18 protein-coding genes and 1 pseudogene are annotated in these 26,259 nt (G+C 71.8%); 14 read left to right on the forward strand and 5 right to left on the reverse strand.

The genetic code is table 11. The features are described from left to right. Genes VIP82_RS17660 through VIP82_RS17670 form a run of 3 tightly spaced genes read right to left on the reverse strand, consistent with a single transcriptional unit; the run spans position 1 to position 3,121 of the window. Entirely contained in the window at positions 1-882 is an 882-nt protein-coding gene (locus VIP82_RS17660; RefSeq protein ID WP_331910993.1) for a carbohydrate ABC transporter permease, read from the reverse strand. Continuing rightward, complete coding sequence (locus VIP82_RS17665; RefSeq protein WP_331910995.1) at positions 879-1,844, reverse strand: carbohydrate ABC transporter permease; 966 nt, start codon at positions 1,842-1,844, stop codon at positions 879-881. The genes VIP82_RS17660 and VIP82_RS17665 overlap by 4 nt, the downstream gene beginning before the upstream one ends. Before the next feature lie 2 nt (positions 1,845-1,846). Further along, positions 1,847-3,121 (reverse strand): ABC transporter substrate-binding protein, encoded by a 1,275-nt coding sequence (locus tag VIP82_RS17670; RefSeq protein ID WP_331910997.1) that lies wholly within the window; start codon positions 3,119-3,121, stop codon positions 1,847-1,849. A gap of 242 nt (positions 3,122-3,363) precedes the next feature. On the opposite strand from VIP82_RS17670, the gene VIP82_RS17675 reads away from it, so the two are divergent. The 8 genes and pseudogenes from VIP82_RS17675 to VIP82_RS17710 all read left to right on the forward strand — a co-directional run bounded on the left by VIP82_RS17675 (position 3,364) and on the right by VIP82_RS17710 (position 16,409). After that, complete coding sequence (locus VIP82_RS17675) at positions 3,364-6,273, forward strand: glycoside hydrolase family 2 TIM barrel-domain containing protein (RefSeq protein ID WP_331910999.1); 2,910 nt, start codon at positions 3,364-3,366, stop codon at positions 6,271-6,273. Between the two features lie 64 nt (positions 6,274-6,337). Beyond that, on the forward strand, positions 6,338-7,870 hold the full coding sequence (arfA, locus tag VIP82_RS17680) for an arabinosylfuranosidase ArfA (protein ID WP_331911001.1): 1,533 nt from the start codon (positions 6,338-6,340) through the stop codon (positions 7,868-7,870). A 116-nt stretch (positions 7,871-7,986) separates the two neighbouring features. After that, a complete protein-coding gene (locus VIP82_RS17685; protein WP_331911003.1) occupies positions 7,987-10,362 on the forward strand; it encodes a beta-galactosidase in 2,376 nt (791 codons plus the stop codon). After that, positions 10,359-11,663 (forward strand): glycoside hydrolase family 27 protein, encoded by a 1,305-nt coding sequence (locus VIP82_RS17690; RefSeq protein ID WP_331911005.1) that lies wholly within the window; start codon positions 10,359-10,361, stop codon positions 11,661-11,663. The genes VIP82_RS17685 and VIP82_RS17690 overlap by 4 nt, the downstream gene beginning before the upstream one ends. A 218-nt stretch (positions 11,664-11,881) precedes the next feature. Then, positions 11,882-13,009, forward strand: a pseudogene (locus tag VIP82_RS17695) (Gfo/Idh/MocA family protein). A gap of 14 nt (positions 13,010-13,023) precedes the next feature. After that, positions 13,024-14,241, forward strand: coding sequence for a dihydrodipicolinate synthase family protein (locus tag VIP82_RS17700; RefSeq protein ID WP_331911007.1), 1,218 nt, complete (start codon positions 13,024-13,026; stop codon positions 14,239-14,241). Between the two features lie 127 nt (positions 14,242-14,368). Further along, complete coding sequence (locus tag VIP82_RS17705) at positions 14,369-15,250, forward strand: sugar phosphate isomerase/epimerase family protein (protein ID WP_331911009.1); 882 nt, start codon at positions 14,369-14,371, stop codon at positions 15,248-15,250. Positions 15,251-15,260: 10 nt separating this feature from the next. Continuing rightward, complete coding sequence (locus VIP82_RS17710; protein WP_331911011.1) at positions 15,261-16,409, forward strand: dienelactone hydrolase family protein; 1,149 nt, start codon at positions 15,261-15,263, stop codon at positions 16,407-16,409. A gap of 344 nt (positions 16,410-16,753) precedes the next feature. Here VIP82_RS17710 and VIP82_RS17715 read toward each other — a convergent pair whose 3' ends face one another. Continuing rightward, positions 16,754-19,060 carry a beta-L-arabinofuranosidase domain-containing protein gene (locus VIP82_RS17715; RefSeq protein WP_331911013.1) on the reverse strand — a complete coding sequence of 769 codons (2,307 nt, stop codon included), beginning with the start codon at positions 19,058-19,060 and terminating at the stop codon, positions 16,754-16,756. Between the two features lie 105 nt (positions 19,061-19,165). Between VIP82_RS17715 and VIP82_RS17720 the strand changes: the two genes are divergently transcribed. Together VIP82_RS17720 and VIP82_RS17725 are read left to right on the forward strand one after the other, a co-directional pair. Beyond that, the gene (locus VIP82_RS17720; RefSeq protein WP_331911015.1) at positions 19,166-20,200 is read left to right on the forward strand and encodes a LacI family DNA-binding transcriptional regulator; all 1,035 of its coding nucleotides are present in this window, start codon (positions 19,166-19,168) and stop codon (positions 20,198-20,200) included. Positions 20,201-20,288: 88 nt separating this feature from the next. Then, complete coding sequence (locus VIP82_RS17725) at positions 20,289-21,299, forward strand: LacI family DNA-binding transcriptional regulator (protein WP_331911017.1); 1,011 nt, start codon at positions 20,289-20,291, stop codon at positions 21,297-21,299. Positions 21,300-21,370: 71 nt separating this feature from the next. Here the strand turns inward: VIP82_RS17725 and VIP82_RS17730 are convergent, their stop codons facing one another. Continuing rightward, positions 21,371-21,673 carry a hypothetical protein gene (locus tag VIP82_RS17730; protein WP_331911019.1) on the reverse strand — a complete coding sequence of 101 codons (303 nt, stop codon included), beginning with the start codon at positions 21,671-21,673 and terminating at the stop codon, positions 21,371-21,373. 133 nt (positions 21,674-21,806) lie between these two features. On the opposite strand from VIP82_RS17730, the gene VIP82_RS17735 reads away from it, so the two are divergent. Genes VIP82_RS17735 through VIP82_RS17750 form a run of 4 tightly spaced genes read left to right on the forward strand, consistent with a single transcriptional unit; the run spans position 21,807 to position 26,117 of the window. After that, positions 21,807-23,153 carry a Gfo/Idh/MocA family protein gene (locus tag VIP82_RS17735; protein WP_331911021.1) on the forward strand — a complete coding sequence of 449 codons (1,347 nt, stop codon included), beginning with the start codon at positions 21,807-21,809 and terminating at the stop codon, positions 23,151-23,153. Continuing rightward, positions 23,150-24,118 carry an NAD-dependent epimerase/dehydratase family protein gene (locus VIP82_RS17740; protein WP_331911023.1) on the forward strand — a complete coding sequence of 323 codons (969 nt, stop codon included), beginning with the start codon at positions 23,150-23,152 and terminating at the stop codon, positions 24,116-24,118. The genes VIP82_RS17735 and VIP82_RS17740 overlap by 4 nt, the downstream gene beginning before the upstream one ends. Further along, a complete protein-coding gene (locus VIP82_RS17745) occupies positions 24,115-25,014 on the forward strand; it encodes a 5-dehydro-4-deoxyglucarate dehydratase (protein ID WP_331911025.1) in 900 nt (299 codons plus the stop codon). Before VIP82_RS17740 ends, VIP82_RS17745 begins: the two co-directional genes overlap by 4 nt. After that, entirely contained in the window at positions 25,011-26,117 is a 1,107-nt protein-coding gene (locus VIP82_RS17750) for a mandelate racemase/muconate lactonizing enzyme family protein (RefSeq protein WP_331911027.1), read from the forward strand. Before VIP82_RS17745 ends, VIP82_RS17750 begins: the two co-directional genes overlap by 4 nt. The last annotated feature ends 142 nt before the right edge of the window (positions 26,118-26,259 follow it).

The following is a 26,259-nucleotide window of genomic DNA, read 5'->3' on the forward strand; positions in this document are numbered from 1 at the left end:
TCAGTCCTTCAGGCCCGAGTTGACGTCGGCGTTCATGATCTGCCGCTGGAAGATCGCGAAGAGGATGAGCATCGGCACCAGCGAGATCACCGAGGCCGACAGGAGCACCGACCAGTCGACGTTGTCGGCGCCCACGATCGAGCGCAGGGCGACCTGCAGCGTGTAGCGGTCGGGGTCGCGCAGCACGATGAGCGGCCAGATGTAGTCGTTCCATCGCCACTGGAATGAGAAGATCGCCAGCACCACCGCGATCGGCTTCGCCAGCGGCAGCATGATCCGCCAGAACGCGCCGAACTCCGAGACACCGTCGATGCGTGCCGCTTCGAGCAGCTCGTCGGGGATGGTCTTGAAGTACTGACGGAACATGAAGATGCCCGTCGCGGTGATGATCGACGGCACGATGATGCCGGCCAGGGTGTTGTACAGACCCAGGTCGCGCACCACGGCGAACGAGCTCGGCATGATGACCTCGGTCGGCAGCATCGTCGTGGCCAGGATGCAGATGAAGAAGAGCTTGAGCCACCACGCCTGGTACTTGGCGAGCGCGTAGCCGGTCATGGCGCTGACCAGCACGGTGAGCACCGTCGTGACGACCGCGACGATCGAGGTGTTGAGGAAGTACTGGGCGAAGTTGAAGCGGTTCCACGCGGTCGTGTAGCCGCTGACCGTCCAGTTCTCGGGGAAGAGCGTCAGCGGCAGGCTGAACAGCTCGGACCCCGGCTTGAACGAGCTCAGAAGGAACCACGCCACCGGGATGAGGAAGCCGAGGCAGAGGAGCCAGAGCACGAGGGTGCTCGGCAGCGCGCGAAGCGGACGCGACGTGCGTGCGCGGGTGCCGGTGCCGGCGGTGGGGGTGCGGGTCCCGGGTCGAAGAGTCGTCATGCGAGATCGTTCCTCTTGTCGAAGCGCAGCTGGATGATCGCGATGATGATGAGGATCGCCATCAGGACCATCGACGCCGCACTGGCGTAGCCGACGTCGGCCCGCTCGAATCCGGTCCGGTAGATGTACTGGACGATGAACATGTTCGACGTGCCGGGTCCGCCGCCGTTGAGCGCCTGGACCATGGCGAACTCCTTCATCGCACCGATCGTGGTGAGCAGGATCACCATGAACGAGGTGGGCCGCAGCAGCGGCAGCACGATCCGGTAGAACCGCTGCCAGCCGTTGGCGCCGTCCAGTTGGGCGGCCTCGAGATACGACTGGGGGATGTTGCGGATGGCGGCGATGAACAGCAGCATGTTGAACGCCGTCCCGCCCCATGTGCTCACGATGAGGATGAGCACCAGCGCCAGGTTGGGGTTCGTCTCCCACTGCAGCCCGTTGCCTCCGAGCATCTCGATGAGGTAGTTCACGAGGCCGAAGTTCTCGCCGAACAGCCACTTCCAGATGACACCGGCCACGATGGGCGAGATGAGCCACGGCAGGAAGAAGATGATCCGCGCCACCGACTTGCCCTTGGCGAAGGAGCTGGTCAGCAGCATTGCGATGCCGAGCGCCGCGACGTAGTGCAGCGGTACCGACAGCACCGTGTACAGCAGGGTGCGGCCGAGCACGGTGTAGAACACCGGATCCTGCGCGAGGTCGATGTAGTTCTCGGCCCCGATGAACTCGGGTGTGCCGACACCCGAGTAGTCGGTGAACGAGTACCAGAGTCCGAGCGCTCCCGGCCACAGGAAGAACAGTGCGAAGAGCACCACCGCGACCGCGATGAACACCAGCGGGGCGAGCACGAACCTCGTAGAGCTCCGCCGGGGGCGGCGCGCGCGACGCGCGCCCCGCCCCACGGTGATGAGCGCAGAAGTCTCGGCACTGCGCCCCTCGACGGACTTGGTGGTGGACATGGTCACTCCAGGGCGCCCAGCTGGTCGGTGAACAGCGCGTTGATGTTCGCGATCGTGGTGTCCACGTCCTGCTCGCCGTTGAGGTACTTGACCGTCTCGTCACGCACCGGGTCGCCGTCGGTCGTCACGCCCTGCGCGCCGTACTGCAGCTCCATCGCCTTGATCTCGCCCACGATGTCCGGCGAGGCGGCGATGTCCTGGTTGTAGATGGCGAAGGCGTCCGCGTGCGACGCGTACGTGATGTCGAGTCCGTCGATCGCGGGGATGAACGACGAGGTCTCCGACAGCTCCGTGTAGTTCTCCGGCTCGTACAGCCACTTGATGAAGTCGTGCGCGGCCTCCTCCTGAGGACCGTCGAAGACGACGATCGACGCGGCGTTGCCGAAGTTGGTCGCGCGCTCCTCGTCCTGCGGCATGTAGACCGAGGCCCACTCGAAGTCGGCGATGTTCACCGCGAAGTCGGCGATCTGCCACGAGCCCGAGAGGTACGAGACGACGTCGCCGCTCTTGAAGAGGGCGTTGGGGTCGGCATCCGACAGCCAGACGGAGCGCGGCATGAACGAGTCGTCGTTCAGCGAGTTGAAGTACTCCAGCGCCACCTTGGTCTGGTCGTTGGTGCTGAACTCGCCGCTGTCGTCGGCCTGGAAGTAGTCCGAGCCGAATTCGTACAGCAGAGCCTTGAGGCGGTGCGAGGACTTGTCCATGACCATGCCGTAGCTGGTGCCGGTCGCGGCCTGCACCTGCTTGACGGCGGCGACGTACTCGTCCCACGTCCAGATGTCGTCTTCGCTGGTCGGGTACGCGACGCCCGCCTGGTCGAACAGCGTCTTGTTGATGAACATGCCGACCGCCGTGATGTCCGACGGGAGCGAGATGACGTTGCCGTCGTCGTCCTTGTCGGACAGGTCGGTGCGGATCTCGCTGCCATCGGTGATGTCGGACAGGTCGGTGGTGACGTTGCGCCACACCGGGTCGACGGCGCCGACGCGGGCGATGGCCGGCAGGTCGTTGGCCTGCGCCGCGTTGCGGAGCTTGGTGGCGAGGTCGTCGTTGGCGATGTCGACGATGTCGACCTTGACGCCGGTCTCTTCCTCGTACTTCTCCGCCATGTGGGCGTAGCCGCCACCCTGGTTGGCGTCGCCCGAGAGGAAGAACTGGATCGGCTCGTCGGACTCGCCGGCGTCACCCGAGCTGCACGCCGTCAGCGAGACGGCGGTCAGGGCAGCCGCTGCGAGGGCCAGAGCCACTCGCGTGCGGGATGTGACTGAATGCTTCATTGGACTTCCCTTTCACCCCGGGAGACCAGGGGTCAACGTCGTTGTCGATGAGCGCGGGATTTCGCGCCCCGTGTGTGTCACCGAGCCGAGGCTCGGATCCGATCGCTGATACGATGTTAGGACATTAATGCAAAGTACACCAGCGGGCAAGCGCCTTCCGGTGGAGATGCCCCGCATTGGGTAAACGCATTCCACGCGGTAGGGTCGAGCTTCGACGCTCTTCACTCATCGATGAGGAATCCATGGAGATCGCCACCACCCGCCCCGGGTCCGGCACCACCCCTCCCCGCGCCCGTCTCCACTCGGACGCCCCGCAGCAGACGCTGGACGGCACGTGGCGCTTCCGTGTCTCGCCGTCCCTGCGCACCGCCCCCGGCGAGTGGCGCACCGAGGACGCCGCCGACTGGGGGACGATCGAGGTGCCCGGCCACTGGAATCTGCAGGGGTACGGATCGCCCGCCTACTCCAATGTGCAGATGCCCTTCCCGGTCGACCCGCCGCACCCGCCGGATGCGAACCGGATCGGCGACTACCGACTCGACTTCCACGCCTCGCGGGCGGTTCTCGCCCACGGTCGCCGGCTCCTGCGCTTCGACGGGATCGAGTCCGCAGCCGAGGTCTGGCTGAACGACACGCTCCTCGGCACGACGCGGGGAAGCCGGCTCACCCACGAGTTCGACGTGTCCGGCATCCTCGCCGACGGCGTGAACCGCCTGGCCGTGCGCGTGGCACAGTTCAGCGACGCGACGTACCTGGAGAACCAGGACATGTGGTGGCTGCCGGGGATCTTCCGCAGCGTCACGCTCCTCGGCCGGCCCGACGGCGGCATCGACGACCTGTTCGTCCATGCCGATTACGACGCACAGTCCGCCGCGGGGATCCTCGACATCACCGCGGTCGTGCATCAGGATGCAGCTGCTCACCTCACCGTCGCCGAGCTCGGCATCGACGGCGTTCCCGTGGGCGAGACGCTGCGCATCGCGGGCGTCGAACCGTGGTCCGCGGAACGGCCGCGCCTGTACGAGGCGATCGTGCGCACCGGCAGCGAGGCGGTCACGGTGCGGATCGGGTTCCGGCGGGTCCAGGTGCAGGACGCACGCCTCGTCGTCAACGGCGCGCCGATCATGCTGCGCGGCGTGAACCGGCACGAGCACCGGCCCCGGCACGGGCGTGTCTTCGACGCCACGGTGACGCGTGACGAACTGCTCCTCATGAAGCGCCACCACATCAACGCGGTCCGCACGTCGCACTACCCGCCGCATCCCGACGTCCTCGACCTGTTCGACGAGCTGGGCTTCTGGGTCATCGACGAATGCGACCTCGAGACGCACGGCTTCGAGCACGTGGGCTGGCGCGGCAACCCGAGCGCGGACCCGGCCTGGCGCGACGCCTTCCTCGACCGCATCCGGCGCACGGTGCACCGCGACAAGAACCACGCCAGCGTCATCATGTGGTCGCTCGGCAACGAGGCGCACGCCGGCGCGAACCTCGAGGCGATGGCACGGTGGGCGAAGCTGGCCGACCCGAGCCGGCTCATCCACTACGAGGGCGACCACGAGAGCCGCTACGTCGACGTGTATTCGCGCATGTACGCCCCGCATGACGAGGTGCGCGAGATCGGCGAAGAGACGCTCCGGCCGGCGCCGCACGACGCCACCCCGGCCGAGATGCACCGCCGCACCCTCCCGTTCCTCCAGTGCGAGTTCGGCCACGCCATGGGGACGGGCCCCGGCGGACTGCAGGAGTACTGGGACCTGTTCGAGGCGTATCCGCGTCATGCCGGAGGCTTCGTCTGGGAGTGGGTCGAGCAGGGCATCGCGGTCGACGGACCCGAGGGCGAGACCCGCGTCATGTACGGAGGCGACTTCGGCGAGGACGTGCACGACGGAAACTTCGTCATCGACGGGCTCGTCGACGCGTACCGCAACCCGCGCCCCGGTCTGCTCCACTACGCGGCCGTGATCGCGCCGGTGGTGGTCGACGTCGACGCGGACCGCTCGGCGGTGCGCGTCGCGAACCGCTACGACGTCCTCGACCTCGGGCACGTCGCCGTGCACTGGACGCGCGTCGTCGACGGCGAGGTCACGGCATCCGGCACGCTCGACCTTCCTCCGTGCCCGCCGCGTACGACGGTCGCCGTCGACCTGCCCGAGAAGAGCCGGACGGATGCCGCGCCCGGCGTCGCCGACGTGCTCACGGTGGAGGCGGTCACCACCGTCGCTGGTCCCTGGGCGGACGCCGGCCATGTGGTCGGCAGCGGACAGCACGTGATGGAGGGGCGTCCCGCCCTGCCGGCGGCGAGCGCCGCCGTGCCGCGCGAGGACGCCGTCGGCGCCGCGCGCTTCGACGTCGCGACGGGCGGCCTCGAGGAGCTGGCGGGCCTGGCGATCACCGGACCGACCGTGGGAGTCTGGCGCGCCCCGACCGACAACGACCGCGACCTCGGCAACGACGAGCTCGATCTGCCGTCGTACGCCGACCGCTGGCGTGCGGCGGGCATCGACCGCATGGTGACGCGCCTGGCGGACATCAGCGCCGGCGACGGCGGCCTCGTCGTGCGCACCCGCACGGGTACGCCGATCCTCGCCAGCGGCATCGACGCACGCCTGCGATGGACCGCGATCGCGGACGACGCCGTGCGCCTCGACGTCGAGCTGGAGCCCAACGACGCGTGGACCACCGAATGGGCCCGGCTCGGCCTGGACTTCGTCCTCGAGGGCGAGCCGCTGGGCGCCGACATCGCCGGGTACGGCCCGATGCCGAGCTACCCCGACCTGCGCTCTGCGGCAAGGTTCGGCTGGTGGCACCTCGACGCCGACGACCTCACCGTGGACAACGTCCGCCCGCAGGAGAGCGGGGCGCGCATGGGGGTCCGCGACGCACGGATCCTCACGCGGGCCGGTGCGCTGCACGTCTCGACGCTCGACAGCTCGTTCGCGCTCACGGTGTCACGCCACAGCCGGCAGGCCCTCGCCGCCACCGCGCACAACTGGGAGCTGCCCGCCGAAGGCCGCACCTTCGTGTCCATCGACCTGGCCCAGTCGGGCGTCGGCACGGCGACCTGCGGACCCGGCGTGCTGCCGCGATACCGGCTGCCGGCCCGTTCCGCGGCCATCTCGCTGGTGCTCCGGCACGAGCCGACCTCCGCCTGACCGCGCCTCCGGCGTCGAGCTCGCGCGCCGGCTGACCGACCGACCTATCCGAAGAAGGAGCCCCATGACCTCTCCGACCGACGCCTCCGCACGCCTCGACCCGCACTACGAGATCGCCGACATCGACCGGCGCCTGTTCGGCGGGTTCGTCGAGCACCTCGGCCGCCACATCTACGACGGGATCTTCGAGCCCGGGCATCCGTCCGCCGACACCGACGGGTTCCGTACCGACGTGATCGAGCTCGTGAAGGAGCTGGGGGTCTCGACCATCCGCTACCCCGGCGGCAACTTCGTGTCGGGGTACAAGTGGGAGGACGGCATCGGCCCGAAGGCCGACCGGCCGCGTCGCCTCGACCTGGCATGGCACTCGACCGAGACGAACGAGGTCGGGCTGCACGAGTTCCAAGCGTGGCTCGACCGCGTCGGCAGCGACCTGATGCTCGCGGTCAACCTCGGCACGCGCGGCACACCCGAGGCGCTCGACCTCCTCGAGTACGCCAACAGCGACGCCCAGACGGCGTGGACCGACCAGCGTGCGGCGAACGGCCGCGAGACGCCGTTCGCCGTGAAGATGTGGTGCCTCGGCAACGAGATGGACGGCCCGTGGCAGATCGGTCACCTCGACGCCGACGACTACGGCAAGCTCGCCTCGCGCACCGCGAAGGCGATGCGCATGCTGGATCCCGGCGTCGAGCTGGTCGCCTGCGGCTCATCGGGCCGCGGCATGCCCACCTTCGGCTCGTGGGAGCGCACGGTCCTCGAGCACACGTTCGACGACGTCGACTTCATCTCGTGCCACTCCTACTACCAGGAGCACGACGGCGATGCGCAGGAGTTCCTCGCCTCCGGCGTCGACATGGCGCGCTTCATCGAGTCGGTCGTCGCCATCGCCGACACGGTGGCGGCGACGAAGAAGAGCGACAAGCGCATCATGGTCTCGTTCGACGAGTGGAACGTCTGGTACCTGCACCGCGAGGACGGCACCGAGTCCGGTCACGAGTTCAAGGGCGGCGCCTGGCCCGTCGCGCCCCGCCTGCTGGAGGACGAGTACAACGCGCTCGACGCCGTGGTCTTCGGCGACCTGCTCATCACGCTGCTGCAGCACGCCGACCGCGTGCGGTCGGCATCCCTGGCGCAGCTCGTGAACGTCATCGCGCCGATCATGACCGAGCCCGGTGGTCCGGCCTGGCGGCAGACCACGTTCTTCCCGTTCGCGATCACCTCGCGTCTGGGGCAGGGCCGCGCGCTGCGGGTGCCCCTGTCGTCGGCATCCTTCACGAGCGAGAAGCTCGGCGAGGTGCCCACCCTGAACGCCGTCGCCACGATCGACGACGAGGGCGTGTCGCTGTTCGTCGTGAACCGTTCGACGACGGATGCCGCGGACCTCCGCGTCGACCTGGCTCCGCTCGTGCGCGAGCTCGGCCGCGACGTCGTGGTGGTCGAGTCGCACCTGCTGCACGACGACGACCTCTATGCAGCCAACACGCTCGAGAACACGGAGCGGGTCGGCGTGCGCGAGGCCGCGGCATCCGTCGACGGCGACGTGCTCACCGTCGCACTGCCCGCCGTGTCATGGGCAGCGATCCGACTCGCGTGACCATTGCGAGGAGCGGAGGAGATGTGACGAGCGGAGGACTTTTCGTCCGCGGATCCTCTTCCGCTCCTCGCATCTCCTCCCCTGATCCCCTCCTCCCCCGCCGATCGGAGACCTGGATGCTGCGAGTGGACGCGACCCGACCGGGGCGCGAGGAGCTTCGCCCCGCCATGGCGAACGCCGAGGACCGGCGGCCCGGGCTCGCCGTGACCAGCCGCAGCCTGCTGCGGAACGGGCACCCATGGCTGCCCGTGTCGGGCGAGCTGCACTACACGCGCGTGCCGCGCGAGCGGTGGACCGAGCGACTGCGGCTCATGCGCTCGGGTGGCGTGTCGGTCGTCTCGACCTACGTGCCGTGGCTGCACCACGAGCCGGTGCGCGGCGAGGCGCGCTTCGACGGGCGATTCGACGTCGGCGCGTTCGTGGACGGCGTGCGGGCCGAGGGTCTCGAGGTCGTGCTGCGGATCGGCCCGTGGGTGCACGGCGAGATGCGCAACGGCGGGCTGCCCGACTGGGTGCAGCACGCACCGGTGCGCCATCGCACCGATGACCCCGCGTACCTCGACCTCGTGCGCGAGTGGTTCGCGCGCATAGCGGACGCCCTCGCCGGGCGCTGCACACCCGAGAACGTGCTGGGGATCCAGCTTGACAACGAGCTCTACGACCAGCCCGGTCACCTCGCGACGCTGAAGCGGCTGGCGCGCGAGGCCGGCCTCTCGGCGCCGCTGTGGACGGCGACGGCGTGGGGCGGCGCCCAGCTCCCCGACCCCGAGGTGCTGCCGCTGTGGGGCGGTTACGGCGACGGGTTCTGGGTCGACCCGGGCGACCCGTGGGACCCCACCTTCCGGGCGCACTTCTTCTTCTCCGACACGTGGGACGACCCCGGCATCGGCGCCGACGTGCGCGGCGCCGACGAGGCGTCGACGGCCGACCGCGCCGAGCTGTCGCCGTGCTTCCCCGCCGCCACATGCGAGCTGGGTGGCGGCATGGCGACCGCGTACCACCGGCGGCCGCGGCCCGACGCCCGCGACATCGCCGCGGTCGCGCACGCCAAGCTCGGCAGCGGATCGGCCTGGCAGGGGTACTACATGTACGCCGGCGGCACGAACCCCGGACCCGGCCTCGAAGAGACGCAGGCCACCGGCTACCCCAACGACATGACGCGGCTGAGCTACGACTTCCACGCGCCGATCGGCGAGTCCGGCCGCTCGGCGCCGAGCCATGCGGCGCTGCGTCTGCAGCACGCGTTCATCGAGGCGTTCGGCGAGCGGCTCGCGCCCCTGCCGTCGCATCTTCCCGACGTCCGCCCGACGGGAGTCGATGACGTCGAGACCCTGCGCTGGGCCGTGCGCGCCGACGACGGCTCGGGGTTCGTGTTCATCGGGTGGCATCAGCCGCATGTGCCGCTGCCGACGTACCGCGGTGCACGGTTCCGGGTCGAGAGTCCGGGCGGCACGGTGGAGCTGCCCAGCGCTCCGGTCGACATCCCCCCGGGGACGCTGGCCCGCTGGCCGCTCGGACTCGAGGTGGGCGGCGTCACGATCGACTGGGCGACGGCCTCGGCACTCACTGTGCTCCCCGCAGCGACGGGCGACGGCGCACCCACCCTGGTGCTGATCGAGGATGCCGGAATCCCCGTCGAGCTCGCACACGACGGTCTCACCCACCGCCTCACGCCGGGGGCGGCGCCGCTGCGGATCCAGGAGCCGCACGGCGCCGCGCTCGACGTGCTCGTGCTCGCGTCCGAAGACGCCGACCACGTCTGGGTCGAGGGCGTCGCCGCCGGAGGGCGGCGGCTGCTCGTCGGTGCCGACGAGGTGACGTGGGATGCCGACGGCCGGGTCGCCGTGCGGGCGAGCGGCTCCGGGCCCGATCTGCGCGAGTATCGCGGCGGCGCATGGCGCGACCTCGAATGGGAGGTCCCCGACGCCGCCGCCGCCGCCCGGCACCCGATCGTCGGCAGCACGACGGCACCGGAACGCGACGGGCACCCGGAGGGGGCGGCATCCGTCCCCATCCGGCTGGTACGCCCCGAGACGATGCCCTCGGGCGACTACGGCTCCCGCGACGGCAGACAGGCCGCACCTCACGATGCCGTGCTCGACGCCCACGCTGCGGTGTATCGCCTCGACGTACCCGACAGGTTCGACGACGACGCGGCGCTGCGGGTGCAGTGGGCCGGCGACGTCGCGCAGCTGCGCGTGGACGGCGTCACGGTGACCGACCGGTTCTGGGACGGGTCGGAGCTCGTCGCGAACCTGCGCGACATCGGCGCCGGGCCGTCGACCCGCATCGAGCTGCGCGTCCTGCCGCTGCGGACCGACAGCCGCGTGCACCTGCCCGCCGACGCCGCCGCGCGGCTGGCGGCAGCCGACCGCGCACTGTGCGAGGTCAGCGCCGCCCGGATCGACCAGCGCGCGCTGTGGACCGAGAAGACCCCGCAGTGCGGAAACCCTGAACATGTCGACGACGACAGGAAGACGAGAGAGCGATGACGCTGCGCAAGACCGCCACGCCCCCGATGGGCTGGAACAGCTGGGACTCGTACGGCACCACCGTCACCGAGGCGGAGGTGCTCGCCAACGCCGAGTTCATGGCGGAGCATCTGCTGCCGCGCGGCTGGGACACGATCGTGGTCGACATCGACTGGGCCGACCCGACGGCGCGCTCGCACGGATACAACGAGACGGCGCCGCTGATCATCGACGGCTTCGGCCGCCTGCAGCCCGACCCCGTGCGGTTCCCGAGCTCGGCAGACGGCGCCGGCTTCGCGCCGCTCGCCGCACGCCTGCACGCGCTCGGCCTGAAGCTCGGCATCCACGTGATGCGCGGCATCCCCCGCGTCGCCGTCGCCGCCGACCTCCCGATCGCCGGGACCGAGGCCACGGCGTCGCAGATCGCCGACCCGACCAACGTCTGCGAATGGAACCCTCACTACCTCGGCCTCGACCACGCGCACCCGGGCGCGCAGGCGTACTACGACTCGTGCGTCGCGCAGTACGCCGAATGGGGTGTCGACTTCCTCAAGGCCGACGACATGCTCTGGCCGTACCAGGTGCCCGAGATCGAGGCGTACTCGCGCGCCGTGCAGCGCGCCGACCGGGACATCGCGCTCTCGCTGTCGCCCGGCCGCGACCTTTCGGCCGCGCACCTGGACCACCTGCGCGCGCACGCCACGATGTGGCGCGTGTGCGACGACGTGTGGGACCGCTGGGACGACATCGAGCCCAACTTCGCGCGCCTCGCCCGCTGGGCGCCGCTCGCCGGGCCCGAGGGGTGGCCCGATGCCGACATGCTGCCGCTCGGGCGCATCGGGCTGCGCGCAGAGCGCGGCGAGCCCCGCGAGGGCGCGCTCACGCTGCCCGAGCGCCGCGCGCTCGTCACGCTGTGGGTGATGGCGCGCTCACCGCTCATGATCGGCGGCGACCTGCCCACGAGCGCGCCCGAGACGATCGCGCTGTTCACCAACGACGAGGTGCTCGAGATCCTGCGCGACTCGACCGGCAACCGCGAGCTGCTGCGCGAGCGCGACCTCGTCGTGTGGACCGCCGCGCGCGGCGACACGCGCTGGACCGCCGTGTTCAACACCGGCGACGAGGCTCGGGAGGTCCCGTTCGACACGCGGTCGCTCGCCCTGGGCCCCGCGCCCACACGCGTGGTGGACGTCTGGAGCGGCTCGGACGTCGCCGGGGAAGCCGTTCACGTGCAGTCGGATGCCGCGCGCGGCGTCGCGCCCGGCAGCTCGGTCGTGCGGCTCGCGCTGGAGCCGCACGGCTGCGTGCTGCTGCGGGCCTGACCCGCGGCGACGCGGCCGCCTTCGGAAAGCGCTTGCGCGGCATCCGATCGCGTGGCACACTATTGGAAAGCGTTTACCCGCATGTGTTACTGAACCGCACGCCCGGGTACCCACAAGCCTTCAGAGAAGAAAGCAGGACCCCCGTGACTGACACGACACTCGCCCCGGCCTCGGCCGAGGCCTCCGCCCGCCCCGCCGTGCGTGAGATCGGCATCATCATGAACGGCGTCTCGGGCCGCATGGGGTACCGCCAGCACCTGGTGCGCTCGATCCTCGCGATCCGTGACCAGGGCGGCATCGAGCTCTCCGACGGTACGAAGGTGACCGTCAAGCCGCTCCTGGTGGGCCGCAGCGAGGCGAAGCTCGCCGACCTCGCCGCCAAGCACGGCATCGAGGACTACACCACCGACCTCGACGCCGCCCTCGCCGACCCGCGCTGGGAGATCTACGCCGACTTCCTCGTGACCAAGGCGCGCGCCTCCGCCCTGCGCAAGGCCATCGCCGCCGGCAAGACCATCTACACCGAGAAGCCCACGGCCGAGACGGTCGAGGAGGCCCTCGAGCTCGCCAAGCTCGCGCAGGAGGCGGGCGTCAAGACCGGCGTCGTGCACGACAAGCTCTACCTGCCCGGGCTGCAGAAGCTCAAGCGCCTCATCGACTCGGGCTTCTTCGGACGAATCCTGAGCGTGCGCGGCGAGTTCGGCTAATGGGTGTTCGAGGGCGACTGGCAGCCCGACCAGCGTCCGAGCTGGAACTACCGCGCCGAGGACGGCGGCGGCATCATCGTCGACATGTTCCCGCACTGGAACTACGTGCTCGAGAACCTGTTCGGCGACGTCAAGACCGTCTACGCGCAGGCCGCCGTGCACATCCAGGACCGCTGGGATGAGAAGGGCGAGCACTACACGGCGACCGCCGAAGACGCCGCCTACGGCATCTTCGAGCTCGAGGGCGACATCGTCGCGCAGATCAACTCGTCGTGGACCGTACGCGTGAACCGCGACGAGCTCGTCGAGTTCCACGTCGACGGCACGCACGGCTCGGCCGTCGTGGGCCTGTTCGGCGCGAAGATCCAGCACCGCAACGCGACGCCGAAGCCGGTCTGGAACCCCGACCTCGCCGACGACCACGACTACGACGCCGACTGGGCAGAGGTTCCCACCAACGACGTGTTCCAGAACGGCTTCCGCCAGCAGTGGGAGGAGTTCCTCGAGTCGTACGTGCTCGGCACCGAGTACGAGTTCGACCTGCTCTCGGGCGCCCGCGGCGTGCTGCTCGCCGAGGCCGGTTTGCAGTCGAGCCGCGAGGGCCGCAAGGTCGAGCTGCCCGCCCTGTCGCTGGACTGAGCAGGGATCGCCGGATGCCGCAGCTCACACTCCTCTCACCCGACGGCGCCACCTCGACGGTCGAGCTGAACGAGTCCCCGGGCTACACCAAGCCCGAGGGCCCGCTCCGCAGCCGGGTGGCGTACGCCGCCGCGCACGTCGTGCCCCAGACGTGGGCCGACAACACCCCGGGCCGGCCGGCCGAGGTCGACTGGGACGCCACCCTCGACTTCCGACGCGCCGTGTACTCGTGGGGACTCGGCGTCGCCGATGCCATGGACACCGCCCAGCGGAACATGGGTCTCGACGCCGCCGCCACGCGTGACCTCATCGCCCGCTCGGCGCAGGTCGCCCGCGAAGAGGGCGGCTCGGTGGTCGTCGGGGTCAACACCGACCACGTCGAGGCCGAGCGCATCTCGATCGACGAGGTGATCGACGCCTACAAGGACCAGCTCCACTTCACCGAGGAGCAGGGCGCCGGCCCGGTGCTCATGGCCTCGCGCCACCTCGCTCGCGTCGCCGAGTCGGCCGAGGACTACCGCCGGGTCTACCGCGAGGTGCTCGCCTCCGCCACGACCCCGGTCGTGCTGCACTGGCTCGGCACCGCGTTCGACCCGTCGCTCGAGGGCTACTTCGGCTCGCCCGACTGGCGCGACGCGTCGGCGGTGCTGCTCGAGATCATCGAGGAGAACGTCGACAAGGTCGCGGGCGTCAAGATGAGCCTGCTGGATGCCGCCTCCGAGGTGTCGGTGCGCGAGCGCCTACCCGAGGGCGTGCGCATGTTCACCGGCGACGACTTCAACTACGTCGGGCTGATCGGCGGCGCCGACGTCCCCGAGGCGACGCAGCCCGACCGCGATGCCGCGAGCGCGCGCCAGCACTCGGACGCGCTGCTCGGCGCCTTCGCCGCGATCACTCCGGTCGCCTCGGCCGCCATCCAGGCGCTCGACGCGGGCGACCCGGCGCGGTACCTCGAGATCCTCGCCCCGACCGAGGAGCTCAGCCGCCAGGTCTTCGCCGCACCGACGTTCTACTACAAGACGGGCGTCGCCTTCCTGTCGTGGCTCAACGGCCACCAGCCGGCGTTCCAGATGGTGGGCGGCCTGCACTCGGCCCGGAGCCTCCCGCACCTGTCGCGCATCGTCGAGCTGGCGAACGCGTCGCTCGCCCTCGAGCGGCCCGAGCTCGCCGCGATCCGCTGGCACGGGATGCTGCGCCACAACGGCCTCGACGTGCCGGGGCTGATCACATGACGGCGCGTCAGCGCAGTGCGTCGGGCGCGGCATCCGTGTCCCGACGCTCTCCCCTCGTGTCCCGGACTTCATCGCTCGTTGGCGCGTCTCGCGGTGAAGTCCGGGACATGCTCCAGGAAGGCCCCGCATGACCACGCCCGACCCCCGTCTGTCGATCAATCAGGCGACCATCAAGTACGCCGATCTCGCGACCGCGCTGCGGGTGACCGCCGAGGCGGGCGTCTCCGCGATCGGCCTGTGGCGCGAGCCGGTGCAGGAGGTCGGCCTCGCCACGGCGGCGTCGATGCTCAGCGACTCGGGGCTGCGCTTCACGACGCACTGCCGCTCGGGCTTCTTCACGATGCCCGAGGGTCCCGCCCGCCGCGCGTCGATCGATGACAACCGCGTCGCGATCGAAGAGGCCGCGACGCTCGCCGCCGCCGGAGCCGACGGCTCGACCGCGATCCTCGTGCTCGTCGCCGGCGGCCTGCCCGAAGGGTCGCGCGACCTGGTGGGCGCCCGCGAGCGGGTGCGCGATGCGATCGGCGAGCTGGTTCCGGATGCCGCCGCCGCCGGCGTGACGCTCGCGATCGAGCCGCTGCACCCGATGTACGCGTCGGACCGCTGCGTCGTCTCGACGCTCGGGCAGGCGCTCGACATCGCCGCGGACTTCGACCCCGCCGTCGTCGGTGCGACCGTCGACACCTTCCACATCTGGTGGGACCCCGACGTGCTGTCCTCCATCGCGCGCGCCGGCCACGAGGGCCGCATCGCCACGTACCAGGTGTGCGACTGGAAGACCCCGCTCCCGGCCGACGTGCTGCTGGCCCGCCACTACCCGGGCGACGGCGTCATCGACTTCGCCTCGCTCACCGCCGCCGTCGAGGCGACCGGCTACGACCGCGACATCGAGGTCGAGATCTTCAACGAGGAGATCTGGGCCACCGACCCGCTCGTCGCCGTGCAGCGCACGGCCGCCGGGTTCGCGGCATCCGTCTCCCCGCATCTGCGCGCTCGCGTCGCGAGCTGAGCAGCCCTCGATGAGCACCGGAGCGCTCGCGGGGTACGCCGACTGGCCGGCGTTCCTCGCGGGCGCTCCGGCGTTCGTGCCCGTCGACGCCGACCAGCGCGGGATCGCGGCCGACGGGGCGGCCATGGACGGGGCGGCGTCGGATCGCCGCGCCCTGGTCGAGGTGCTGGGCGTGCGTGCAGCGACCGCCGCCGACGTGCGGGTCGAGCGCGAATGGGTCGTCGACGACGTGCGCGGCCGCCTGCTGTCGTGGTCGCTCGGGTTCGGCCCCCGCACGCACGCCTATCTGCTCGAGCCCGCCGAGCACGACGGCGACCTGCCCGGCGTGCTCGCCCTGCATGCCCACGGCGGCGTGCGCTCGACCGGCGCCGAGCAGCTCGTCGACACGGGCCGCGCACCGCATCCGAGCGCCGCACGCCTGCGCGCCCGCGGCTACGCCGGTCGAACTCCGGCGAACGACCTCGCGCGCAGCGGCTTCGCCGTGCTGGCCACCGATGCCTTCTCGTGGGGCAGCCGCGCGTTCGACCTGTCGTCGCCGCCGGATGTGCTGGAGCGGCTCGGTGCCGCGTTCGACGCCCTCCACCGCGAGCGCGGCGAGACGCTCTCGGACGAGGAGCGGTTCGACGAGCTGTCGGCTCTGCACGAGTACGGCCTCGCGAAGGCCGCCGGAGCGCTCGGCACGAGCTTCGCCGGCGCCGTCGCGACGGATGATCTGGCCGCCCTCGAGGTACTCGCGGAATGGCCGGGCGTCGACGCCGCACGCCTCGGCGCGATCGGCTTCTCGGGCGGCGGCGGACGCGCGCTGTTCGTGGCGGCGTTGGACGGCCGGATCGCGGCATCCGTCGTCTCCGGCATGATGGCGACGTCGGCGTCGCTCATTCCCGACTACCTCGACACCCACTCGTGGCTGCTGCACAGCCCCGGCCTCGCCAGCCGCTTCGACCTGCCTGACCTCGCCGCCCTCGGTCGCCGGGTGCTCGTGCAGTACGGCGAGCACGACGAGCTCTTCCCGCCGCAGGGCATGAGGGATGCCGACGCCCGCCTGCGCGCCCTGCTCGGCGACCGCTACACCGGCGCCTGGCACGACGCCGGCCACGAGTTCACCGCCGCGATGCAGGACGAGGCCCGGGCGTACCTGGCGCGGATGCTGCGCGCCTGAGCCTCCGCCCGGCGTCCAGTCCAGCCTTCGGTCTTCGACGTCGGTGTCCGGTCCGGCTTTTCCAGGAAACCCCGCCCCGGAACCTGCGAATCCCGGACCGTGCGCGGCCACGGCTGGCCGAACGTCTCCCGCGTGCCCGGTGCGGTCCAGTTTTCCCAGGGATCACTCGTCCGAAACCTGCGAGTCCCGGACCGCACGTGGTGGCCATCACCCCCGGCGTCTCCCGTGTGTCTGGGCTGTCCAGGTTTCGCGGGAATCGCGCGCGGGGAAGCTGCGAGTCCCGGACCGCCCGCGGCGGCAAGGCGCCCGCGGAGACTCACGTCTCCGGGGAGGCGAGGGCTTTGTCAGCGGTCCGAGGCCGCCGACAGGAGCCGCAGCTCGCGCAGGCGCGGCGTGATCGAACCCGCTGGCGCCTCGATCTGCACCGCGAGCTCCACCGAGCCGGTCGCCGAGCCGAGCGGCACCTCGCGGGTGGCGTCGCCAGCCCCGGCGGGCACCGGCTCGTCGAGCACCACCTGCTCCCCCACCGACACCCGTAGGTGCCCTTCCTCGTCGCCGCCGAGCCATGAGACGCGCAGTGCGTCGGCCGTGCCGCTCCAGTCGCGCAGCGTCAGGGCGAGCGCGCCGCGCGTGCGGCGCCAGCGGGCGTCGCCCTGCACGCCGATCTCCTCATCGGATGCCGCGAGGCCGTGGTCGGATTCCGGCTGCTGCTCCCCGAAGCCGACGACGTCGCGCGTGCGGGCTTCGAGACCCAGCGACGCGGCGTCGATCCGCTCGAGCTCGGAGCGGCGGGCTGCGACGGCGGCGGCATCCGTCCCCTGCGCGACCGGCCACGACACCGTGTAGCGCGCGTCGTGGATGCCGGCGAACGGCTCGAGCTCGACGCTGCCGCCGTCCGCGGTGGGCACACAGACGTACCCCGGCGCGAGACGCACGGCGTGGGCGAGCGCATCGGCGGCCAGCACCGGGGTGTCGGCGAGCGCGCGCAGCGGGCCGACGGCGATGTGTCCCATCCGCGCGCCGGTGCCGCGGTACGCGACGGCGTCGTCAGGCTGCCGCAGCGCCAGCACGTGCGGGCCGTCGACGATCCAGGCCCAGTCCGAGCCGTCCGCCGGGCGCTCGAAGCGCAGCCGCCGCGGCAGCGCGAATCGCAGCAGCGTGACACCGGCGCCGACCTCGACCTTCGCCCGCGTCCCTGGCCCCGCACGCCGGGGCGCGGCATCCGCCCCGCCCTCGACCTCGACGATCGCCTCGCCCTCGACCCAGTCGGGGACGAGCACCGCGAGACGCGTGGGTCGCGGCGTGCGCACCTCGACGGTCGCGTGGACCACCGCAGAATCGGCGCGCTCGTCGACGCTGACCAGGATCTCGACGTCGTCGAGGACCGCGTGCGACGGCACGAACGCGTTCACGCGCACCTCGCCGGGCGACCCGGCGTACACCAGCGCGCCGTGGCGCGACTGCGCCTCGAAACCCGACCCCATGCAGCACCAGAAGCCCTCGGCCTCCGGCGAGTAGACCCGGTAGTGCGCCGGGCGCTGCGGGGTGAAGTACACGAGTCCGCCGTGTTGCGGATGCTGCGCCGAGCGCAGATGGTTGGCCCGTGCCCGCTCGGCCCACAGCAGGTAGGCGTCGTCGCCGGTGAGCACGTGCAGCTCGCCGGCGAGCTTGACCATGTTGTAGGTGTTGCAGGTCTCGGGGCCCTCACGCGCGATGAACATGCTCGAGAAGTCCGACGGGAAGTGCTCGCGCACGCTGTCGCCGCCGATCGCTGCGCTGCGGTGCCGTGCGACGCGGTCGAAGAAGACCCGCGCCGCCGCTCCCTCGCGCGCGGCGACGTCGGGCACGAGCTCGGGCGCCACCTCCCGCGCCGCGCGCTCGATCGTCGCGAAGCCGACGGCAACCGGGATCTGCGTGTTGGCGTGCAGTCCGTCGAGCTCGTCGCGGCCGGCGGCGAGGGGCTCGACGAGCCCGCGGCGCGCGAAGCGGCGCGCGAGACGCAGGAACGCGGCATCCTGCAGCACCATCGCCAGGCGGGCGAACGCCTCGGTCATGCCGCCGAACTCGCACTCGAGGATGCGATCGAACGTCTCCTCGTCGAGGTCGCCGGTGACGCGCAGCCACCAGGCCGCGAGGTCGACGAGCGTCTCTCGTGCGAGGGGCTCGTCGGTCAGCTCGACCGCGTCGATGAGGCCGGCGAGGACCTTGTGCAGGTTGTACAGCGGCACCCAGCGCGCGTTGAGGTGGAACGCCCCGACGTCCACGCGCCCGGCGCGCAGCTCGTCCCAGAGCGCCGCGCCGTCGGGCACTCCCCCGATGTAGCCGGTGCCGGTCGCCAGCTGGCACTCACGGATGCCGCGCACCAGAGTCCGGGCCAGGTCCGCGGCCGCGGCATCCCCCGCAGCCGCCAGCGTGCTCGCCGCCGAGAGCACGTGGCCGGCGGTGTGCCCGTCGAGACCGTCGGACTCCCATCCGCCGTAAGACTCGGCGCGCGCGGGCAGGCCCGCCTCGCGGCGGAACGGCGCCAGCAGGCGGTCGGGGTCCAGTCGCTGCAGCGTGGCGCTGACCGTGCGCTGCGCCTCCAGATCGGCGCCCGGCGCGAGGCGCACGTGCGCGGCCGGCGCGAACACCGGGGCGACGGTGCGGGACATGGCACTCCTTCGAGCCGGCGATGGTCGCTGCTCCGGAGCAGCAATGCGGGGAAACCGCTTCCCAATCTATCGTCCCAACCGGACACAGGGCCTAGACTCTGGCCTGTGAGCGACACCACGGCGCCTGCCCGAGGCGCAGCAACCCTGCACGACGTCGCGCGCGCGGCCGGCGTCTCGCTCGCCACCGCCTCGCGCGTGCTCAACGGGTCGACCCGCAAGGTCGCCGAGAGCTACCGTGAGCGGGTCGAGGCCGCCGCCGAACAGCTCGGCTACACGGCGAACCTGTCGGCCCAGGCCACCGCGCGCGGCACCTCAGCGATCGTCGCGCTCCTGGTCGCCGACATCGCCGACCCGTACTTCGGTCAGCTCGCCTCCGGCGTCGCACGCGGCGCCGACGAGGCAGGACTCGTCGTCACCATCGCGATCACCGAACGCGACCCGCAGCGCGAGGTCAAGCTGGTGCGCGCACTGCGCGGCCAGCGGCCGCGCGGCCTCATCCTCGCCGCATCCCGCGTCGAAGGACCGGACGCCGTCGGCCTCCAGGGCGAGCTCGACGCCTTCTCGAACATGGGCGGCAGGGTCGTCGTCGTGGGCCCCGGTGGCGGATCCGCACGCTCGGTCGCCGTCGACAACCGCGGCGGCTCCGCGGCGCTCGGCGCCGAGCTCGCGGGGCTCGGCTATCGCGACGCGATCGTGGTCGCCGCCGCCGAGGGCATCCGCACCTCCGACGACCGGCTCGCCGGCTTCACCGAGGGCTTCACCTCGGCCGGCGGCGTGATGCGCGAGGTGCGACGCGCCGGCTTCACCCGCGACGCCGGCTACGCGGCCGCGTCCGACCTCCTCACCGGCGACGTCCCCGCCGGCACGCTGATCTTCGGGATCAGCGACGTGGTGGCGATCGGCATCATGTCGGCTGTCCGCGACGCCGGGCGCCAGGTCGGCACCGACATCGCGGTCGCCGGCTTCGACGACATCGCGACGGGCCGCGACATCCGTCCGGGCCTGACGACGGTGCGCGTGCCCCTCGAGGACCTCGGCTACCAGGCCCTGCACGCGGCGACCGACCCGGAATGGACCGCCGGCGAGCCGCAGCTGCCGCTCGAGGTCATCGTCCGCGGCAGCACCCCGCCGCGCAGCTGAGTCGCGGGGTCACGCAGCACCGGCGCCGCAGCCGGGTCGGGAAACGTTTCCGGGTAGGCTGAGCGCGCCGCGACCCAAGGAGACACGGATGCCTCGACCGCCCCGCGCCGACCGAGCGACGCGCGTCACGATCGCCGAGGTCGCCGCCCGCGCAGGAGTCTCGCTGTCGACCGTGTCGCGCGCGCTGAACGGCAATCCCACGGTCGATCCGGTGCTCGCCGAGCGGGTGAAGGATGCCGCGGCCGCCCTCGATTACACCGCCAGCCCCGTCGCGCGCAGCCTCGTCCTCGGCCGTACGCAGACCGTGGCGGTCATCGTGCCCGACCTCGGCAACCCGACGTTCCAGGCGATCCTCCGTGGCCTCAGCCACGCCGCCGGCGCCGACGACTACCACGTGCTGGTGGCCGACTCGGCGGAGTCGGTCGAGGAGGAGCGTGTGCTCGCGGGCGCCACCCGCCGCCGTACGGACGGCGTCATCCTGTGCGCCCCGCGCCTGCCGCAGGACGAGCTCGACCGGCTCGTCGGCGGACTGCGTCCGGTGGTGCTGATCAACCGCGCGTCGGGCGATGTCCCCTCCGTGCGCGCGGACTACGGCACCGCCCTGGCCGCCGAGCTCGGCCATCTGCACGAACTCGGACACCGTCGCATCGTCTTCCTCGCCGGCGCCCCGGGGAGCGTCGCCAACGCGGCGCGCCTCGAGGCGATCGCCGGCTTCGTCGCCGCGCACACCGACACCGTGGTCACCGAGATCCCGTGCGGCGTCGACTTCGAGGCGGGCGCCGGCGCGGGCGCCGCTGTGCTGGCGTCGGGCGCGACCGCGGCGCTGGCGTTCAATGACCTCGTCGCGATGGGCCTCTTGAGCGCGGTGCAGGCGAGCGGATGCCGCGTGCCCGAAGACCTCTCGATCGTCGGGTTCGACGACATCCCGTTCGCGCAGTACACGACTCCGCCGCTCACGACGGCCGCCGTGCCCGCGGCCGAGCTCGGCGTGCAGGCGTGGGCGCGCATGCGCGAGCTGCTCGAGGGCGACGAGCCGGGCGGCCCGCTGACGGTACTGCCCGAGCTCACGGTGCGCGGCACGACCGGCCCGGCCGTCTGAGGAGCCCCCGGGCTGAGCGGCGCCGTCCGCAAGCGGCTCGCGTACCCACGCCCCCGTCGAGCCGGGTGGCATCACCCCGTGCGGGTGCCGAGGACGTTCGAGGGCGGGAAGGGTCCCGATTGCGCGGTGCCCGTCAGCCGGTCACCCCTGACCTGCAGCGCGAAGACCAGCGAGGTCGGCAGTGGCGCGACCATATCGAGAACGAACTCGGCCCTGTCTCCCGCCGCAGTCCCGCTCCGGATCGGAATCAGTCCGGTGGGTCCGACCGCCGTCCCGGTGAGGGACGTGCCGACCGTCGTCAGAGTGAGGTCGAAGCGGCGGGAACCCACCAGTGTCGCGACCTCGATCGCCCAGCGTCCGTCGATGTCAGCCATAGGTCGACCTCCCGCCGATCCCTCGGCCGAACCGGCCGTCGGAGCCATTCTGCTCGCTCCTTGCCCGCCGCACCCCTCGACACCACCTCGCGCCCGCGTGCTAATCTGAGAAAACGTTTCCTGAAGGAGTGAGATGAGCCACCGCCGGTACGCCCTCGTCGGTGCGGGACACCGCGCCCAGATGTACGTCGACGCGATCGTCGGACGCTATTCCGCCGACGCCGTCCTCGTCGCGATCTGCGAGCCGAACCCGGTGCGCGCGCAGTACTACGTCGATCGCGTGGTCGAGGCCGGCTTCCCCGCGCCGGCCGTCTACGGCCCGGACGACCTCGAGGCGATGGTCCGCACCGAGCAGGTCGAGCGCGTCGTGATCTGCGCCCGCGACGACCTGCACGCCCCGCTGATCGTCCGGTCACTGGATGCCGGAGCCGACGTCGTCGTCGAGAAGCCGCTGACGATCGACGGGCCGAGCGCCGCAGCCATCGAGGACGCGATCGACCGCACCGGCCGCGACGTCGTCATCACGTTCAACTACCGCTACTCGCCGCGGAACTCCGCGCTGCGCCAGGTCATTCAGGACGGCGTCATCGGCGAGGTCACCTCGGTCGACTTCTCGTGGGTGCTCGACACCAAGCACGGGGCCGACTACTTCCGTCGCTGGCACCGCGAGAAGGAGCACTCCGGCGGCCTGCTGGTGCACAAGGCGAGCCACCACTTCGACCTGGTCAACTGGTGGATCCGCTCGGCGCCGCGGCGCGTCTTCGCGTCGGGCGGGCTGCGCTTCTACGGCGCCGACAACGCCGCCGCCCGCGGCATCCATGACCGCCCTTCCCGCGGCACCCACGACGGCGGTGACGCGTTCGAGCTCGACCTGCGCGGCGACGAGCGGCTCAAGGCGCTGTACCTCGACGCCGAGCAGCACGACGGGTACCTCCGCGACCGCGATGTGTTCGGCGAGGGCATCACGATCGAGGACAACCTCGCCCTCGTGGTCGACTACGCCTCGGGCGCGACGCTCAGCTACTCGCTCAATGCCCACTCGCCCTGGGAGGGCTACCGGGTCGCGGTCAACGGCACCCTCGGCCGCGCCGAGCTCGAGGTCATCGAGCGCGGTGCCGTCCTCGCCGACGAGGGCCTGCACCCCGTGATCGATCCTTCCGCGGTGGATGCCGGATCCTCCGGGTCGCTCCGCCCCGAGGGCGAGCGGCTCATCGTGCAGCGGCACTGGGAGGCCGCGTACGAGGTGCCCATCGAGAGCTCCGGCGACGGACACGGCGGCGGCGACGCGCTGCTGCTCGCCGACGTGTTCGAGGGCCCCGGCGACGACCCGCTCGCCCGCCCCGCCGACTGGCGCGACGGCGTCCGCTCGATCGCGGTCGGCATCGCCGGCAACCGCTCGCTCGAGACCGGGCTGCCGGTGCAGGTCGCCGAGCTCGGCATCCGCTTCCTGGCCGCCGACGCCGCGGCCGTCCGGGCATGACCCGCATCGCCGTGACCGGCGGCGCCGGCAGGCTCGGGCGCAGCCTGGTCGCCGGCCTCGCTGCCGGCGGCCACGAACTCGTGTCGCTGGACCGCGACGTCTCGGACGCCGCCGAACTGCAGGGTCTCGAACAGATCGCGGTGGACTTGACCGACACGGATGCCGCCACCCGCGCCATCGCCGGCGTCCGTGCCGAGGCGCTCATCCATCTCGCCGCGATCGCCGTGCCCTTCAGCGCACCCGAGGAGGTCATCCTCCGCACGAACGCGACGATGGCGCTCACCGTGATGTCGGCGGGCGTCGCGGCCGGCATCCCGAAGATCGTGACGGCGTCCAGCCCCACGGTCCTCGGCTACGGATCGCCGAGGGGCTGGCTGCCCGACCGCTTCCCGCTCGACGAGGAGACGACCCCGCAGCCCTGGAACGCCTACGCGCTGTCGAAGCACCTCGCCGAGCAGACGATCGCGATGCTGGCGCGCCAGACGGGTGATGCGACGCGCTTCGCCGCGTTCCGCCCGTGCTACGTGATCGCGCCCGAGGAGTGGCGCGGCGCACCCACCCAGCAGGGCCACACGGTCGTCGAGCGCCTCGCCGACCCGGCGCTGTCGGCACCGGCGCTGTTCAACTACGTCGACGCGCGCGACGTGGCCACCTTCGTCGACACGCTGCTGCGGGCGCTCCCCGAGATCCCGAACGCCGAGGTGTTCTTCGTCGGCGCCGACGACGCGCTGGCCCGCCGGCCCCTCGCCGAACTGCTGCCGCAGTTCGTGCCGGGCACCGACGAGCTCGCGGCGGGACTGACCGGCACCTCGCCGGCGTTCTCCAACGCGAAGGCCCGCCGCGTGCTCGGCTGGCGCCCCGCGCACAGCTGGCGCGGGGCGCTCGGCGAGCCCGCCTTCGCCACCAGCTCCGACACCACTGCCGCCCCCTCCCCCGACTCCGCCCGAAAGGACGTGCTGGCGTGAACTTCGACGGCATCCTCTTCTTCCCCGTCACCCCGTTCGACGCCGCCGACCGCGTCGACGAGGATCTGCTCCGGCAGCACCTCGACAACACGCTCGCGCACGCCCCCGGCGGCGTCTTCCCGGCCTGTGGCACGGGCGAGTTCCACGCCCTGTCCACCGAGGAGGCGATCCGCGTCGTGCAGGTGGCGACCGAGACCGTCGCCAGGCGGGTGCCCGTCGTCGCCGGCACGGGCGGGCCCCTCGGCCACGCCAAGGCCCTCGCCCGCGCAGCCGCCGATGCGGGTGCCGACGCGCTGCTCGTCCTCCCGCCCTACCTCGTCGGCGGCCCGCAGGCCGGACTCGTCGCGTACGTCGAGGCGGTGGCGGCGGCATCCGATCTTCCCGTCGTGATCTACCACCGCGCCAACGCCCAGTTCTCGGTCGACTCGGTGCGCCGCCTCGCCCGCAACCCGCGGGTCGTCGGCTTCAAGGACGGCGTCGGCGACGTCGGACTCGCGCAGCAGATCGTGCGCGCGGTGGCGGCCGAGGGGCGCGACGACTTCGCCTTCTTCAACGGCCTGCTCACCGCCGAGCTGACCCAGGGCGCCTACCGGGGCATCGGCATCCCGCTGTACTCGTCGGCGGCGTTCGCGATGATCCCGGAGGTGGCGAACGCGTACTACCGCGCGTACGTCCGCGGCGACGAGGCGCGACGCGCCGAACTGCTCGACGGGTTCTACTCGCCGCTCGTGAGCCTGCGCGACGAGACTCCCGGCTTCGGCGTCTCGCTCATCAAGACCGGGCTGCGCCTGGGCGGGCTTCCGGTCGGCTCGGTGCGTGCGCCGCTGGTCGACCCGACCCCCGCGCAGGAGGCGCGTCTGGCCGAGATCCTCGAGGCGGGGCGAGCGCTGCTGTGACGACGGCTCCCGAGTCCCCGACGATCGCCGCGTTCGACGCGCGGCTGGTCAGGGTGCCGCTGACGCGCCCGTGGGCTGCCGACGTCACGTCGGTCGGCGTGATCGCGACGCACGTCGTGCGGTCGGACGGCGCCGAAGGGTGGGGCTTCTCGTGGACGCCGCAGATCGGCGCCGAGGCGGTGCACGCACTCCTCGCGCACGACATCACGGCGTTCGCGATCGGCCGGTCCGCCGACCCGGGCTCCGAGTGGCTCGCGCTCTGGCAGCACCTCCACGAGGCCGGTGGCGGCGGGATCACCACCATCGCCATGGCCGGCCTCAATCTCGCACTGTGGGATGCCGCGGTGAGGGATGCCGGCACGTCGCTGTCCGGCTTCCTCGGCGCCCAGCGCGAGAGCGTCCGGGCCTACGGCTCGGGCGTGAACCTCCACTACACCGAGGACGAGCTCGTCGCCCAGGTGCGGCGCTGGATCGACGCCGGGTTCGACGCCGTCAAGGTCAAGGTCGGCAAGCCCGACGTGGCGGAGGACCTCGACCGCATGCGGGCCGTGCGCGAGGCGCTCGGCCCCGACCGCGCACTCATGATCGACGCCAACCAGCGCTGGGAGCTCGACCGCGCGACGCGTTCGCTGGAGGTGCTCGCCGACGTCTCGCCGGCGTGGATCGAGGAGCCGCTGCGCGCCGACGACCTGTACGGCCACATCGAACTCGCGCAGCGCCTCGGCGCCTCGAGCGGCATCCCGATCGCAGTCGGCGAGAACCTGCACAACGTCTTCCGCTTCGACGACTTCCTGCGCACCGGAGCCGCCCAGATCGTGCAGCCGAACGTCGTGCGGGTCGGCGGCATCACGCCGTTCCTCGGGATCGCGGCGATCGCCGCCGAGCACGGCGCCGCCGTGCACCCCCACCTGCTGCCCGAGCTGTCGGGCCAGCTCGCCCTCTGCCTGCGCGCGGTGCCCGGCATTCCCGCGCCGATGGCCGAGGACGTCGAGGACGCCGGCTTCGGCGCGCTCGGCGCCCTCCTCGACGATTCGCCCGTGCGCATCTCGGGCGGCGTCCTCACCGAGGTCGACCACGCCGGTCTCGGCATCCGCTTCTCATGACCCCATTGCACGCTTCCGGAGGAGTCTCATGACCACCGCCATCACGACCACCAGCACCACCGAGCTCGACGCCCTCGCCGCCGCCGCGGCCGCCGCCGCACCCCTCTGGCGTGCGGCGGACGCCGCGACCCGGGCATCGTGG

The sequence above is a fragment of the Microbacterium sp. genome, assembly GCF_036566905.1.
In the GTDB taxonomy this organism is placed as follows: Bacteria; Actinomycetota; Actinomycetes; order Actinomycetales; family Microbacteriaceae; genus Microbacterium.